12 protein-coding genes are annotated in these 14,258 nt (G+C 69.2%); 7 read left to right on the forward strand and 5 right to left on the reverse strand.

The window, feature by feature from the left end; translation table 11 throughout:
- Nucleotides 1-32: 32 nt before the first annotated feature.
- From H3O04_RS05090 to xylA, 5 genes are all read right to left on the reverse strand, one after another.
- The gene (locus H3O04_RS05090; protein ID WP_202587260.1) at nucleotides 33-1,232 is read right to left on the reverse strand and encodes a sugar ABC transporter permease; all 1,200 of its coding nucleotides are present in this window, start codon (nucleotides 1,230-1,232) and stop codon (nucleotides 33-35) included.
- A complete protein-coding gene (gene xylG / locus H3O04_RS05095; protein ID WP_202587261.1) occupies nucleotides 1,229-2,788 on the reverse strand; it encodes a D-xylose ABC transporter ATP-binding protein in 1,560 nt (519 codons plus the stop codon). The genes H3O04_RS05090 and xylG overlap by 4 nt, the downstream gene beginning before the upstream one ends.
- A 59-nt stretch (nucleotides 2,789-2,847) precedes the next feature.
- The gene (xylF, locus tag H3O04_RS05100) at nucleotides 2,848-3,876 is read right to left on the reverse strand and encodes a D-xylose ABC transporter substrate-binding protein (protein WP_202587262.1); all 1,029 of its coding nucleotides are present in this window, start codon (nucleotides 3,874-3,876) and stop codon (nucleotides 2,848-2,850) included.
- An 88-nt stretch (nucleotides 3,877-3,964) separates the two neighbouring features.
- Nucleotides 3,965-5,443, reverse strand: a complete 1,479-nt coding sequence (gene xylB, locus H3O04_RS05105; protein WP_202587263.1) for a xylulokinase — start codon at nucleotides 5,441-5,443, stop codon at nucleotides 3,965-3,967.
- A gap of 4 nt (nucleotides 5,444-5,447) precedes the next feature.
- On the reverse strand, nucleotides 5,448-6,770 hold the full coding sequence (xylA, locus tag H3O04_RS05110; RefSeq protein WP_023474617.1) for a xylose isomerase: 1,323 nt from the start codon (nucleotides 6,768-6,770) through the stop codon (nucleotides 5,448-5,450).
- A gap of 271 nt (nucleotides 6,771-7,041) precedes the next feature.
- On the opposite strand from xylA, the gene H3O04_RS05115 reads away from it, so the two are divergent.
- The 7 genes from H3O04_RS05115 (at nucleotide 7,042) to H3O04_RS05145 (ending at nucleotide 14,256) form a co-directional block, all read left to right on the forward strand.
- Nucleotides 7,042-8,235 carry a XylR family transcriptional regulator gene (locus tag H3O04_RS05115; RefSeq protein WP_023474619.1) on the forward strand — a complete coding sequence of 398 codons (1,194 nt, stop codon included), beginning with the start codon at nucleotides 7,042-7,044 and terminating at the stop codon, nucleotides 8,233-8,235.
- A gap of 27 nt (nucleotides 8,236-8,262) precedes the next feature.
- Nucleotides 8,263-9,351: an aldose epimerase family protein gene (locus H3O04_RS05120; RefSeq protein ID WP_124478804.1), complete on the forward strand. Its 1,089-nt coding sequence runs from the start codon at nucleotides 8,263-8,265 to the stop codon at nucleotides 9,349-9,351.
- Nucleotides 9,352-9,526: 175 nt separating this feature from the next.
- Nucleotides 9,527-10,486, forward strand: coding sequence for an AraC family transcriptional regulator (locus tag H3O04_RS05125; RefSeq protein ID WP_043886375.1), 960 nt, complete (start codon nucleotides 9,527-9,529; stop codon nucleotides 10,484-10,486).
- Between the two features lie 122 nt (nucleotides 10,487-10,608).
- Entirely contained in the window at nucleotides 10,609-11,175 is a 567-nt protein-coding gene (locus tag H3O04_RS05130) for a carboxymuconolactone decarboxylase family protein (RefSeq protein ID WP_202587269.1), read from the forward strand.
- On the forward strand, nucleotides 11,148-12,263 hold the full coding sequence (locus H3O04_RS05135; RefSeq protein WP_202587264.1) for an acyl-CoA dehydrogenase family protein: 1,116 nt from the start codon (nucleotides 11,148-11,150) through the stop codon (nucleotides 12,261-12,263). The genes H3O04_RS05130 and H3O04_RS05135 overlap by 28 nt, the downstream gene beginning before the upstream one ends.
- Entirely contained in the window at nucleotides 12,260-13,054 is a 795-nt protein-coding gene (locus tag H3O04_RS05140) for an ABC transporter ATP-binding protein (protein ID WP_202587265.1), read from the forward strand. Before H3O04_RS05135 ends, H3O04_RS05140 begins: the two co-directional genes overlap by 4 nt.
- A gap of 11 nt (nucleotides 13,055-13,065) precedes the next feature.
- On the forward strand, nucleotides 13,066-14,256 hold the full coding sequence (locus H3O04_RS05145) for an ABC transporter substrate-binding protein (protein ID WP_202587266.1): 1,191 nt from the start codon (nucleotides 13,066-13,068) through the stop codon (nucleotides 14,254-14,256).
- Nucleotides 14,257-14,258: the final 2 nt, after the last annotated feature.

The raw sequence follows: 14,258 nt of genomic DNA on the forward strand, positions 1-14,258 counted from the left end.
CACCGCTATCGGACGCGCGACCGGGCCGCGCGTCACCGCCGGTTCGAGCGCGACACCACGTCGATCCACACCGCCAGCACCAGCACCGCGCCCTTGACGATCATCTGCCAGTACGCGTCGACGTCCAGCATCGACATCCCGTTGTCGAGGCTCGCCATCACGAGCGCGCCGATCAGCGCGCCGTAGACCGTGCCCGACCCGCCGCGCATCGAGGTGCCGCCGATGAAGCACGCGGCGATCGCGTCGAGCTCGCCCATCGTGCCGGCGGACGGCGACCCGGCCGCGAGCCGCGCCGTGTTGACGAGGCCGGCGAACGCGCACATCAGGCCCATCAGCGCGAAGATCGCGAGTTTCACGCGATCGGTGTCCACGCCCGACAGCCGCGTCGCCTCCAGGTTCGACCCCACCGCATAGATGCGCCGGCCGAATACCGTCTGCGTCGCGATCCACGAGAACACGCCGAGCAGCGCGAGCAGCAGCAGCACGGGCACCGGAATACCGCCGTAACGGTCGAGCGTCGCGACGAACGCGAACAGCACCGCCCCGGCGCCGACGATCTTCGCGACGTCCTGCCACAGCGGCGCGACCGCGAGCCGGTAGCGCCGCCGCGTGCCGCGTTGCCGCACCACCAGCAGCGTCGCGACCACGAACAGCAGGACCGCGAGGGCGTCCCCCGCGACGCGCGGCAGATAGCCCTGCCCGATGAACACGAAGCCGTCCGACACGGGCGCGATCGTCGAGCCGCCCGTCACGCCGAGCAGAATGCCGCGAAACGCGAGCATCCCGCCGAGCCCGACGATGAACGACGGCACGCGCCGATAGGTCGACCACCAGCCGTTGAAGAGCCCGATCAGCACGCCGAGCGCGAGCACGGCCGGGACCGTCGCCGCGACAGGCCAGTGGCGGTTGACGTCGAGGATCGCGGCGACGCCGCCGAGCAACCCGAGCAGCGAGCCGACCGACAGGTCGATCTCGCCCGCGATGATGACGAACACCATGCCGCACGCGAGCATGCCGGTGATCGACATCTGCCGCAGCAAGTTCGAAACGTTGCGGGGCGTGACGAACGCGCCGTCCGTCAGCACCGAGAAGAATGCCCAGATCGCGACGACCGCGAACAGCAGCGCAAGTACCTTGTAGCGCGTGAAGACATGGCGCAATGGCAGCCGCGGCGCGCGGCCGGCGCCTGCATCCGGCGTCGCCGGGGTCGGGGAAGAAAGTTCGGAATTCATATCGCACTCGCTGCGGGGGGGTCGGCGGGCAGCCGCGCGGGCTTCAGCGCGGCGCCGAGAATCTGTTCCTGCGTGAGGTCCTGGTTGACGAAATCGCCGCGCAGCTCGCCTTCGCCGATCACCAGCACGCGATCGGCCAGGCCGAGCACCTCCGGCAGTTCCGACGACACGACGATCAGCGCGACGCCGCGCCGGGCCAGCGCGAAGATCAGCCGGTAGATCTCCGCCTTCGCGCCCACGTCGACGCCGCGCGTCGGTTCGTCGAGGATCAGCACCTGCGGCTCGGTCAGCAGCATCTTCGCGAGCACCGCCTTCTGCTGATTGCCGCCCGACAGGCTCGCGATCGACAGGAACGGGTGCGCTGCGCGCACCGACAGCCGCTGCATCTCGGTGCGGATCGTATCGAGCTCGGCGGCCGCGTCGATCCGCCCGCGCGCCGCGAAGCGCCGCAGCACCGCGAGCGTGATGTTGTGGCCGACGCCGAGCTGCGGCACGATGCCGTGGCGCTTGCGGTCCTCCGGCACCATCGCGATGCCGGCGCGAATCGCGTCGGCCGGCGAGCGGATCGACAGCGGCTTGCCGTTCATCGTCACGCTCGCCGTGCACGCGCCCGGATACGCACCGAAGATCGCCTGCATCAACTCGGTGCGGCCCGCGCCGACCAGCCCGGCGACGCCGAGGATCTCGCCGCGCCGCACGCTGAACGACACGTCGTCGACGCGCTTGCGGCGCGCGTTCGTCACGTCGCGGCACGTCACGTGGCGCACGTCGAGCACGACGTCGCCGATCTCGTGCGGCTCGCGCGGATACAGGTCGCGAATCTCGCGGCCCACCATCATCGCGATGATCCGGTCGGTGGTCAGCGTGGCCATCGGCTCGGTCGCGACGTGGCGTCCGTCGCGGATCACGGTGACCGTGTCGCACACGGCCGCCACCTCGTCGAGCTTGTGCGAGATGTAGACGCACGCCACCCCACGGCGCTTCAGGTCGCGCACGATGTCGAGCAGGATGCGCGTCTCCGACGCACTCAGCGACGACGACGGTTCGTCGAGGATCAGCAGCTTCGCGTGCTTGTTCAGCGCCTTCGCGATCTCGATCAACTGCTGGTGGCCGCCGCCGTAGTTCATCACCGGCTGCGCGACGTTGATCGTGTCGATCCGCAGTTCGCGCAGCAGCTCCTCCGCGCGCTGGACCATCGCCGCGAAGTTCATGCGCCCGCCCGGCAGCGTGATCTCGTTGCCGAGGAAGATGTTCTCGGCCACCGACAGTTCGGGCACGAGCATCAGCTCCTGGTGGATGATCACGATGCCCGCGCGCTCGGTGTCGCGCACGCCGGACGCCGCGAGCGGCGCACCTTCCCAGCGGATTTCACCGTCCCACGTGCCGTGCGGGTACACACCCGACAGCACCTTCATCAGCGTCGACTTGCCGGCGCCGTTCTCGCCGCACAGCCCGACGCACTCGCCGGGGCGCACGGTCAGGTCGATACCGTCGAGCGCCTTTACGCCGTCGAATGCCTTGACGATGCCGCGCATCGTCAGCAAGGGTTCCGTCATTCGTTCATGCCTCGCAGGATGCGCGCGGGCGGCCGGTGAGCCGCCCGCGCGTCGTGCCGTTACTGGCTCGCCAGCTGGGCCTGGGTATAGAAGCCGTCCTTCACGACGACGTCGACGTTGCGCTTGGTCAGCAGCGTCGGCTGCAGCAGCACCGTGTCGACCTTCTTCTTGCCGTTGTCGTATTGCGCGTTGAACGCGGGCTTCGTGCCCTTGGCGAGATCGACCGCGAGCTTCGCGGCTTCGCTCGCGATCAGCTTCAGCGGCTTGTAGACGGTCATCGTCTGCGTGCCGGCGATCACGCGCTTGACCGCGGCCAGATCCGCATCCTGTCCGGAAACCGGCACCTTGCCGGCCAGATGCTGCGCGGCGAGCGCCTGGATCGCGCCGCCGGCCGTGCCATCGTTCGACGCGACGATCGCATCGATCTTGTTGTTGTTCGCGGTCAGCGCGTCCTCGACGATCCGCAGTGCGGTCGACGCGCTCCATTCGGGCACCCACTGCTGGCCGACCACCTTGATGTCGCCGCGGTCGATCGCCGGCTTGAGCACCTTCAGTTGTCCTTCGCGCAGCATCTTCGCGTTGTTGTCGGTCGGCGCGCCGCCCAGCAGGAAATAGTTGCCCTTCGGCTTCGCGTCGAACACGCCCTGCGCCTGCAGCTCGCCGACCTTCTCGTTGTCGAACGAGATGTACGCGTCGACGTCGGCGTCGAGGATCAGGCGATCGTACGACACGACCTTGATGCCGGCCTTGCGCGCTTCGTCGACGACGTTGCCGAGCGTCTTCGAGTTGAACGGCACGATGACGATCACGTCCACGCCGCGCGAGATCAGGTTCTCGATCTGGGAAATCTGCCGCGCCTCGTTCGCATCGGCCGACTGCACCGACACCTTCGCGCCGAGCTTCGTCGCGGCCGCGACGAAATAGTCGCGATCGCGCGACCAGCGCTCGACGCGCAGGTCGTCGATACAGAAGCCGATCTCGGGCTTGTCCTTGCTCGCGTGGGCGAGCGGCGAGCCCAGCGCGAGGATCGCCAGCGCGGCGGCGCCGGCAAGGGAATTCAGTACGGTACGACGCGTCACGGTTTTCATGTCTCCAGACTCCTTGTTATGGAACCACCTCACGAACCGCGGGCGGCCGCCGGATTGCACCGCCCGCATCGAGTCACTGCAATGTGCGTCAGGCGCTCGTCGCAAACACCGGTTCGAGCGCACGGTACAGCGCGCGAAACGTCGGCCGCCGCACGTCGCGATACCACGCGTGCCGCTCGGGATCGGGCTCGCGCACCGCGACGACGGGCGGCTGCGGGCACACGTCGCCGAGCCGCGCATGCGGCTCGAGCGCGAGATGCGCAAGGCGCGCGGCGCCGAGCGCCGGCCCCACTTCGCCGCCCGCGCGCAGCGTCAGCGCACGGCCGCTCAGGTCGGCGAGCATCTGCGTCCAGTACGCGCTGCGCGAGCCGCCGCCGATCACCGTGATGCTGTCGGGTGCAAGCCCGGCCGCATGCAGCGCGTCGATGCCGTCGAGCAGCGCGAAGCCGACGCCTTCGAGCGTCGCGTTCGCGAGATCGGCGCGCCGCGTGTCGGGCGTGAGCCCATAGAACACGCCTTTCGCGTTCACGTCGTTGTGCGGCGTGCGCTCGCCGCTCAGGTACGGCAGGAACCACGGGCGGCTCGCGCGTGCGTTCGCCTCGGCATCGTCGAGCAGCGCCGCGACGCCGTCGTAGCCGGCCAGTTGCGCGGTGAAGTCGACGCAGCCGGCCGCGTTCAGCATCACGGACATCAGGTGCCACGTATCCGGCAGCGCATGACAGAAGCTGTGCACCGCCGATTCGGGATTCGCGCGAAACCCGTCCGACACCGCGAAATACACGCCCGACGTGCCAAGCGACAGCAGCGCGTCGCCGGGCCGCACGATCCCGACGCCCACCGCGCCGGCCGCGTTGTCGCCGCCGCCGGCCACCACCGGGATCTCGCGCAGGCCCAGCGCCCGCGCCACGGCCGGCAGCAGCGTGCCGGTGATGCGGTTGCCCTCGACGACGGGCGGCATCTGCGTGCGCGACAGCCCGCAAGCGGCGAGCAGCGTGTCGTCGTAGTCGCGCTTCGCGACGTCGAGCCACAGCGTGCCGGCGGCATCCGACGGATCGGTCGCGAACGCGCCGGTCAGCCGGTAGCGCAGATAATCCTTCGGCAGCAGCACGTAGGCGATGCGTGCGAACACGTCGGGCTCGTGACGACGCACCCACAGCAGCTTGGGCGCCGTGAAGCCCGGCATCGCGATGTTGCCGGCCACCGTGCGCAATGCGGGCGCGAGCCGTTCGAGTTCCGCGCACTCGGCATCCGCGCGGCCGTCGTTCCACAGAATCGCGGGGCGCAGCACGTCGCCATGCGCATCCAGCAGCGTCGCGCCGTGCATCTGCCCGGTCAGCCCGAGCGCGTCGATGTCGCGCGGGTCGATGCCGGCCGTGCGCGCATCCGCGACCAGCGCGGCAAGCGCACCGCAGGCGGCGTCCCACCAGTCGCGCGGCGCCTGCTCGGACCAGCGCCGCTGCGGCCGGCTCACCGTCAGCGGGCGGCTCGCGCTCGCGCGCACCGCGCCGTCGCGGTCGAGCAGCACCGCCTTCACGCCCGACGTGCCGAGATCGAGTCCGATGTACATGGCGTCAGCGCAGCCCGTAGATCGCCTGGTTCACGATGTTCTCCAGCCGCTCCTGCGCGCCGCTCGCATGCCGCGGGTTCACCCCACGCGCGAGCGCGTCGGCCGCCAGCGATTCCAGCGTATAGCCGCCGGACAGGATCTTGCGGCCGAACGCGTCGTCCCACTGCGCGTAGCGCTGCCGGCGCAGCGCGTCGAGCCGGTCGTTCTCGACCAGCACCGCCGCGCGTTCGAGCGCGAGCGCGAGCACGTCGATCGCGCCGACGTGGCCGTAGAACAGGTCTTCCGGATCGATGCTCTGGCGCCGCACCTTCGCGTCGAAGTTCATCCCGCCGGTCGTGAAGCCGCCGTGGCGCAGGATCTCGTAGAACGCGAGCGTCAGCTCCTCGACGCTGTTCGGGAACTGGTCGGTGTCCCAGCCGTTCTGCGGATCGCCGCGGTTCGCGTCCACGCTGCCGAACACGCCGAGCGCGAAGGCGTTCGCGATCTCGTGATGGAACGAATGACCGGCGAGCGTCGCGTGGTTCGCCTCGATGTTCACGCGAATCTCGTTCTGGAGTCCGTACTGCACGAGGAAGCCGTGCACGGTCGCGACGTCGTAGTCGTACTGGTGCTTGGTCGGCTCCTGCGGCTTCGGCTCGATCAGCAGCGCGCCCTTGAAGCCGATCCGGTGCTTGTGCTCGACGACCATCGACAGGAAGCGGGCGAACTGGTCGCGCTCGCGCTTCAGGTCGGTATTGAGCAGCGTCTCATAGCCTTCCCGTCCGCCCCAAAGCACGTAGTTTTCTCCGCCGAGCCGGTGGGTCGCGTCGAGCGCATGGCACACCTGGGTCGCGGCCCACGCGAACACGTCGGGGTTCGGGTTGGTCGCGGCGCCGGCCGCGAAGCGCGGGTGCGAGAACAGGTTCGCGGTGCCCCACAGAAGCCGCACGCCGCTTGCCTGCTGACGCTCGCCGAGATAGTCGACCATCCGCGCGAAATTGGCTGCGTAGTCGCGCAGGCTGTCGCCTTCCGGCGCGACGTCGGTGTCATGGAACGTGTAGAACGGCGTGCCGAGCTTCGTGAAGAATTCGAACGCCGCATCGGCCTTCTGCCGCGCCCGCTCGAGCGCGTCGCCCGGCTGCTGCCACGGCCGCTGGAACGCGGGCTGCCCGAAGATGTCGTGGCCCGGCCACACGAACGTGTGCCAGTAGCAGACCGCGATCCGCAGATGCTCGGCGAGCGTCTTGCCGAGCACGCGCTTGTCGGGGTCGTAATGGTGATAGGCGAGCGGATTGTCCGACTGCGGGCCTTCGTAGCGAATCGCGGGAATGTGCTCGAAATACGACATGGCGTCTCCGTGGGGGTTCTTGTTGCAGCGCAACGCGCGTCGCGACGACGCACGCGGCCGAATTCGGTTGACTGGATCGTGCCCGCGCGCCTATCGGCCGGCAATTGCGAAATTGCGCAGCGCGCTTGATGTTTCTTGCCAGCCGCTACGTGCGGCGCGCGTTCCGTCCTACAATCGCCGTACACCACGTACACCAGATATCGCGCGCCGCCGTCCGGGCGCGCCCCGGAGACAACGGCACGGCGCCCCGACGCGCTCACCCGACACCCAGATGACACGCGCCCCTTCCGCCCAGACACCGCACCGCATCGCGCTGCTGTTCAACGCGAACAAGGTCTACGACCGCGAGATCATCAGCGGCATCGGCCAGTACCTGCACACGACGCGCGTCGTGTGGGACCTGTTCCTCGAAGACGACTTCCGCTGCCGGCTCACCGGGATCGAGCGTTTCGACGGCGACGGCATCATCGCGGACTTCGACGACCCGGCCGTGGCCGACGCGCTCGCCGGTTCGCCGCTGCCGATCGTCGCGATCGGATCGTCGTACGAGGACCCGACGCAGTACCCGGCCGATGTCCCATATATTGCGACGGACAACCCGAAACTCGTGTCGCTCGCCTATACGCACCTGATCGGCGCCGGACTCGCGCACTTCGCGATGTACAGCCTGCCGGTCGCGCAGGAAAACCGCTGGGCGCAGCAGCGCGAGCTCGCGTTCGACCGGCTCGCGCGCGCGGACGGGCTCGACGCGCCGATCTACCGCGGGCTGTCGACGAGCGCGTCCGGGTGGAATCACGCGATCGAGCAACTGATCGACTGGCTGCATGCGCTGCCGAAGCCGGTCGGCGTGATCGCGGTGACCGATGCGCGTGCGCGGCATCTGCTGCAGGCGTGCCTGATCGCCGGCATCGCGGTGCCGGAACAGGTCGCGATCATCGGCATCGACAACGATCCGCTCACGCGCACGCTGACGCGCATTCCGCTGTCGTCGGTGATCCAGGGCACCGAGGAAATGGGCCGCACCGCCGCGCACCTGCTGCACCGGATGCTGCGCGGCGCGCGCTTTCCCGGGCAGCGCATTCTCGTGCCGCCGGTCGGCATCAACGTGCTCGAATCGACGCGCCACCAGCCGCTGGCGAGCCCGCACGTGATGCGTGCCCGGCATTTCATCCGCCAGTACGCGTGCCAGGGCATCAAGACCGAACAGGTCGCCGACTATGTCGGCGTGTCGCGCTCGCTGCTCGAGGAGCACTTCCGGCGCGAACTGCAACGCACCGTGCACCAGGAGATCCTGCGCCACAAGCTCGAAGCCGCGCAGGCGCTGCTCGCCGGCCGCCAGGCGTCGAGCGCCGAAGTCGCGATCCGTTGCGGATTCACGTCGCTTCAATACATGTACGCGGTGTTCCGGCGCGAACTCGGCTGTACGCCGCGCGAATACCAGGAACGCGCGGCCGCCCCCCACTGACACCCGCCGCCCATCCGATCTCCACCCATGCATATCGATACCGATTCCTCATACCTGACGCCCGGCGCGGCACGCGTGCTTTCCGAGCCGTGGGGCACGTTGCCCGACGGCGAGCCCGTGCGGCGCTATACGCTGCGCAACGCGCACGGGATGCGCGTCGTCGTCAGCGACCTCGGCGCGACCGTCGTGTCGTGGCTCGCGCCCGATCGCACCGGGCGCCTGGCCGATATCGTGCTCGCGCACGACACGCCGGCCGAGTACCTCGAATCCGGCGCCTATCTCGGCGCGACGGTCGGCCGCTGGGCGAACCGGATCGCCGGCGCGCGCTTCACGCTCGACGGCGTCGACTACCTGCTCGACCGCAACGAGAACGGCAACCTGCTGCACGGCGGCGCGAACGGCTTTCATCGCGCGCGGTGGGACGTGCTCGACGATGGCGGCGGGCTGACGCTGCAACTCGATTCGCCGGAAGGCGACGCGGGATTCCCCGGCAACGTGCGCGTGCAGGTGCGCTACACGCTCGACGACGACGGCACGCTGACGATCGACTATTCGGGGTGGACCGATGCGCCGACGCCGCTGAACCTGACGAATCACAGTTACTTCAACCTGAACGGGCGCGCGGGCAGCGACGTGCGCGGCCATCTGCTGCACATCGACGCCGATGCCTTCCTCGAAGTGGACGACGCGCTGATCCCGACCGGCACGGCCGACGTGACGGGCACGGCCTTCGATTTCCGGCAAAGCGCGCCGCTCGGCGCGCGCCTCGACTGGCCGCATGCGCAACTGGCGCGGGCGCGCGGCTTCGATCACTGCTACGTCGTCGGCAACGGCGCGCGTGAGGTCCGGCCCGTCGCACGGATCTACGATCCGGAAAGCGGCCGCGAGCTGATCGTGTCGACCGACCAGCGCGGCCTGCAGCTCTATACGGGCAACTATCTCGACGGCTTGCGCGTGAGCGGCGGCACGCGCTGCGTGCCACACGCGGCGCTGTGCGTCGAGGCGGGCGGCTTTCCGGATCAGGTCAACATGGACGGCCTGCGCGACGACGTGATCGTTCGTCCGGGCGACGTGTATCGGCAGACCACGCGGTATCGGGTCGCCGTTCAGGCATAGCGCGCGTGCCGTATCGTCGGCACCCGGTCAGCGCCGCGCACATCCCGGCCGAACGCCGGGCCGCATCGCCTCGCGCGACATTGCGACGGCAGGAAAATGCTTTCTACGATTCGTTGGTTTGAGCGGCGCGGCGCAGCCCGTAGCATGGGCGCGTCACCCATCCTCCAGCATCGGAATGTCCGCGCAAACAGACAAGGTCGTCCATTGGCTGCTGTCCAGCCTGGAGCCGAAAAGCCAGCTTTTTCACGTCGGCCAGTATTGCGGCGACTGGCAGGCGTCCACCGCCGGCCGGGCGAAAGCGAGCTTCCACGTCATCCTGCATGGATCGGCGTGGCTGCACTTCGCCGATGGGCGCGACAGCATCCCGGTCGCCGCGGGTGAAGCCGTGTTTCTGCTGCGCGACGTGCCGCACGGGTTGTCGCCGAGCCCGGTCAACCCGCAGGCCTGCGCGGTGGCGGGCGGCCATCCGCTCGAGCGGCGCGGATCGATGCAACCGCTCGACCCGTCGGTCGACGGCAGCGTCGGGCTCGCGTGCGGTTTCATCGAATTCCACTCCACCGTGTCGCGCGCGATCGTGTCGCTCTTTCCCGAGTACCTGATCGTGCGGCGCGGCGACGACGCGTATCGCGGCATCCACGGGCTGTTCGACCTGATTCGCGCCGAAGGCCGTCACGGCGTCGACGCGCCGTCCCCGCTGATCGACAAGCTGGTCGAACTGCTGCTGTTCTATGCGGTGCGGGACGCCGCGGGGCACGATACCGTGGCCAGCGGGCTCGCCACGCTGATGCAGCGGACCGGTTTCGGCACGCTGGTCGCCGCGATCATCGACGCGCCCGCCGACGCATGGACCACGGACTCGATGGCCGCGTTCGCGAACATGTCGCGCACCGCGTTCTGCAAGCACTTCAGCGAAGCATCGGGCCATCCGCCGATGCAGTTCGTCACGATGGTGCGGATGCGGCTCGCGGCGGACCTGTTGCAGCAGGGCCTGCCGATTTCGCGGGCGGGCGAACTCGTCGGCTATCAGTCGGAATCGGCGTTTGCGCACGCGTTCAAGCGCACGATGGGCATGCAACCCGGCGCATGGCGCCGCGAGCGCGACGACGCGTCGCGATCGGCGGCGCGCTTGCACTAGCGGGCATCGCGACACCGCGACGCGCGGCGCGGGACGAACGCACAGGAATCGCGGATGTTCGCGCATTGTCCGGCGGCAGCAGCGCCTCGACAATGATCTCACTGCCCTTTTCGGAGAATCCTGTGAGCCGCCTGCCGTTGCCCACCATCGAAACCGCCCCCGCGGCCAGCCAGCCCTTCCTCGAAAAATCGCAGCGCGCGAACGGCTTCCTGCCGAACCTCGTCCGTTCGCTCGCGAATGCGCCGGTCGCCCTCGAAACCTATCTGACCGTCGCGGAGATCAACGGCCGCGCGGGCCTCACGTTCGCCGAGCGCGAAGCCGTGCAGATCACCGCGGCCGCCGTCCACGGCTGTGCATTCTGCGTGGCCGGACACACGGCCGCCGCACTAAAAAAAGCCCAGGTCGAGCGCGCCGACGTCGACGCACTGCGCGACGGCGAACCGGTCGCCGAGCCGCGGCTCGACGCCGTCGCTGCTTTCACGCGCGCCGTGATCGCGACGCGCGGCGCCGTGACCGACGACGCGCTCGACGCGTTCCTGGCCGCCGGCTTCACCGAAGCGAACGCGCTCGAGGTGGTGCTGGGCGTGAGCCTCGCGACGCTGTGCAACTTCGCGAACAACCTGGCGCGCAACGAACTCAACCCCGAACTGGCGGCATACCGATGGGAACCCCGGACACAGGCCGCCTGACGGCGCCCGCGCTCGACGCATCGCTCGTCGACTGGCTCGACGCGAACGCCACGCAGCTCGACACGAGCGCCGCGTTGAAAGCGGAAATCGTGCCGCGCCTCGCGGACGCCGGACTGTTCCGGACCGGCGTGCCGGCGAGCCTCGGCGGCGCGGGCGGCACGACCGCGGACGCCATTGCCGGCATCGCCGCGGTGGCCGAGCATTCGCTGACCGCGGCCTTCGTGCTGTGGGGCCAGCGCAGCTTCATCGAATACCTGCTGCAAAGCCCGAATACCGCGCTGCGCGAGCGCTGGCTGCCGGCGCTGCTCGACGGCCGTTGTGCCGGCGCCAGCGGCTTGTCGAATGCGATGAAATATCTGTCCGGCATCGAGTCGCTTCAGATCGACGCGACGCCGCACGCGGAACGCGCCGACGACTGGCGGATGACCGGCCGGCTGGCGTGGGTGACGAACCTGCGCGCGGAACGGTTCGTGGTGGCGGCAGCGGTGGCATTTGGCGATGGCCGGCCGGCCGCGATCGTCGCGATTCCGGATGACGCGCCCGGCCTGACGCGCAGCCCCGATCTCGACCTGATCGCGCTGCGCGGCAGCAACACCGCCGCGCTGCACCTCGACGCCGTACCGGGCGACGCCGCGTGGCTGATCCATCCGGACGCACAAACCTTCCTGTCCGCTGTGCGACCGGCGTTCCTCGGCTTGCAGTGCGGGCTGTCGATCGGGCTCGCGCGGCGCTCGCTGGCCGAAGCGCGACGCGCGGCGGAAACGACGCGCGGCATTCTCGGCCCCGAAGTCGAATCCTGCGCGGCCGAACTGGCTGCCGCGTGTGCGCAACTGTCCGCCGGCATCGCCGACGGCAGCCTGCGCCTGCATCCCGACCGCCTGTTCGAGTTACGCATCGCGCTCGCGACGCACGTGGCCACGGCCGTGAACCTCGAACTCGAGGCGAGCGGCGGCCGCGGCTATCTGCGCGATGCGGGGCTCGGCTTCGAGCGACGCTGGCGCGAAGCCGCGTTCATTCCGATCGTCACGCCGAGCGTCGTGCAGTTGAAGGCGCAACTCGCCGCACGGACGCGGAGCATCGCCGCATGACGCGCCCGCTGCTGGACGCCCGCCATCTGACGCTTAGCTACGACGGCGAGCGGCGCAATACCGTGCTCGCCGATGTCTCGCTGTCGGTCGGGCGCGGCGAAATCGTCGCGTTGATCGGCCCGAGCGGCACCGGCAAGTCGAGCCTGCTGCGTGCACTGGCCGGGCTGGAGCGACCGCAATCCGGCACCGTGTCGATCGACGGTACGACGCTGCAGGGCCCGCACCCGAGGATCGCGATCGCGTTTCAGGACCCGTGCCTGCTGCCGTGGCTGTCGACCGAACGGAACGTCGCGTTCGGGCTCGCCTTCGAACATCAGGAGCGCCTCACGCGCGATCAGCAACGCGAGCGCGTCCGCTCCGCGCTGCATGCGGTCGGGCTCGAAGCCGCCGCGTCGCTGCGCCCGGCCCAGCTCTCCGGCGGCATGGCGCAGCGCGCGGCGCTCGCCCGGGCGCTGGCGCGTCAGCCGCACGCGCTGCTGCTCGACGAGCCGTTCTCGGCGCTCGACGAAGTCACCCGCGCCGCGATGCAGCAGTTGCTGGTGAACATCGTCGCGACGACGCGCTGTGCGACGGTGCTCGTGACCCACGATATCGACGAGGCGCTGCTGGTGGCCGATCGCGTCGTGCTGCTCGGCACGCAGGGCCGCTTCATCGACGCGTGGCACGTCGATTATCCGCATCCGCGCGACGCGTTCGTCAGCGAACTCGGCACGATGCGCATCGACATCCTGAAGGCGTTGCAGGCCGGCATGAAGCGCCCGCACGCGTCCGAACTCCATCCCTTGAACTGACCTCCCTATCCATGTGCCAGATTCCGATGTCGCGCCGCGAATGGCTGAAGCTTGCGGCCCTGTTCACCGCGACGGGCGCCGCCCCGTTGCTGTCGATGGCGAATGCGCACGCCGCGGCCGAACCGGATGCGCCGGTTCGCATCGGCTACCTGCCGATCACCGACGCGGCCCCGCTGCTGGTCGCCCACAACAACGGCTATTTCGCGTCCGAAGGGCTGACGGTCGAGCAACCGAAGCTGCTGCGCAGCTGGGCGCAGCTCGTCGAAGCGTTCTTGTCCGGCCAGGTCAACGTCGTGCACCTGCTGTCGCCGATGACGCTGTGGGCGCGCTACGGCAGCCGCGCGCCGGCGAAGGTGGTCGCGTGGAACCACGTGAACGGCTCCGGGCTGACGGTCGCGCCCGACATCGATTCGCTGCGCGATCTCGGCGGCAAGACCGTCGCGATTCCGTTCTGGTACTCGATTCACAACGTCGTGCTGCAGGACCTGCTGCGCCAGCAGGGGCTTACGCCGGTGCTCAAGCGGCGCGGCACGCCCGCGGCGAACGAGGTCAACCTGGTCGTGATGGCGCCGTCGGACATGCTGCCCGCGCTCGCCGCGCGCCAGATCGCCGGGTACATCGTCGCGGAGCCGTTCAACGCGACCGCGGAATTGATGAAGATCGGCAAGATCCTGCGCTTCACCGGCGACGTGTGGAAGAACCATGCGTGCTGCGTCGTGTTCATGCACGAGAACGATCTGACGCAGCGCCCCGCGTGGTCGCAAAAGGTCGTCAACGCGATCGTGAAGGCGCAGCTGTGGGCGCGCGCGCATCCGCAGGACACCGCGCAACTGCTGTCGAAAGACGGCACGCACCGCTATTCGCCGCATACGCTCGCGTCGCTCGACCGCGTGCTGGTACCGTCGGCGTCGCTGGCCGACACCTATCGCGCGAGCGGCGCGATCCGTCATGCCGACTGGCACGCGAAGCGGATCGACTTCCAGCCGTATCCGTTCCCGAGCTATACCGAGGCGCTGGTTCAGCGGCTGAAGCGGACGGTGGTCGACGGCGACAGCACCTTCCTCGCATCGCTCGACCCGGCGTTCGCGGCCCGCGATCTCGTCGACGACCGGTTCGTGCGCAAGAGCATCGACGCGGTCGGCGGGCTGACCGCGTTCGGTCAGTCGGGCGCGTTCCAGCGCGAGGAGATCATCGTTGTCTGACG

The organism is Burkholderia sp. KCJ3K979 (assembly GCF_016759955.1).
Taxonomy (GTDB): Bacteria; Pseudomonadota; Gammaproteobacteria; order Burkholderiales; family Burkholderiaceae; genus Burkholderia; species Burkholderia orbicola.

Excerpts from the sequence above, each read along its gene's own strand:
- H3O04_RS05135 (WP_202587264.1), top strand. The coding sequence starts at position 11,148 with ATGGGAACCCCGGACACAGGCCGCCTGACGGCGCCCGCGCTCGACGCA.
- H3O04_RS05090 (WP_202587260.1), bottom strand. The coding sequence starts at position 1,232 with ATGAATTCCGAACTTTCTTCCCCGACCCCGGCGACGCCGGATGCAGGC.
- xylB (WP_202587263.1), bottom strand. The coding sequence starts at position 5,443 with ATGTACATCGGACTCGATCTCGGCACGTCGGGCGTGAAGGCGGTGCTG.
- H3O04_RS05145 (WP_202587266.1), top strand. The coding sequence starts at position 13,066 with ATGTGCCAGATTCCGATGTCGCGCCGCGAATGGCTGAAGCTTGCGGCC.
- H3O04_RS05125 (WP_043886375.1), top strand. The coding sequence starts at position 9,527 with ATGTCCGCGCAAACAGACAAGGTCGTCCATTGGCTGCTGTCCAGCCTG.
- xylA (WP_023474617.1), bottom strand. The coding sequence starts at position 6,770 with ATGTCGTATTTCGAGCACATTCCCGCGATTCGCTACGAAGGCCCGCAG.
- H3O04_RS05120 (WP_124478804.1), top strand. The coding sequence starts at position 8,263 with ATGCATATCGATACCGATTCCTCATACCTGACGCCCGGCGCGGCACGC.
- xylG (WP_202587261.1), bottom strand. The coding sequence starts at position 2,788 with ATGACGGAACCCTTGCTGACGATGCGCGGCATCGTCAAGGCATTCGAC.
- H3O04_RS05115 (WP_023474619.1), top strand. The coding sequence starts at position 7,042 with ATGACACGCGCCCCTTCCGCCCAGACACCGCACCGCATCGCGCTGCTG.
- xylF (WP_202587262.1), bottom strand. The coding sequence starts at position 3,876 with ATGAAAACCGTGACGCGTCGTACCGTACTGAATTCCCTTGCCGGCGCC.
- H3O04_RS05140 (WP_202587265.1), top strand. The coding sequence starts at position 12,260 with ATGACGCGCCCGCTGCTGGACGCCCGCCATCTGACGCTTAGCTACGAC.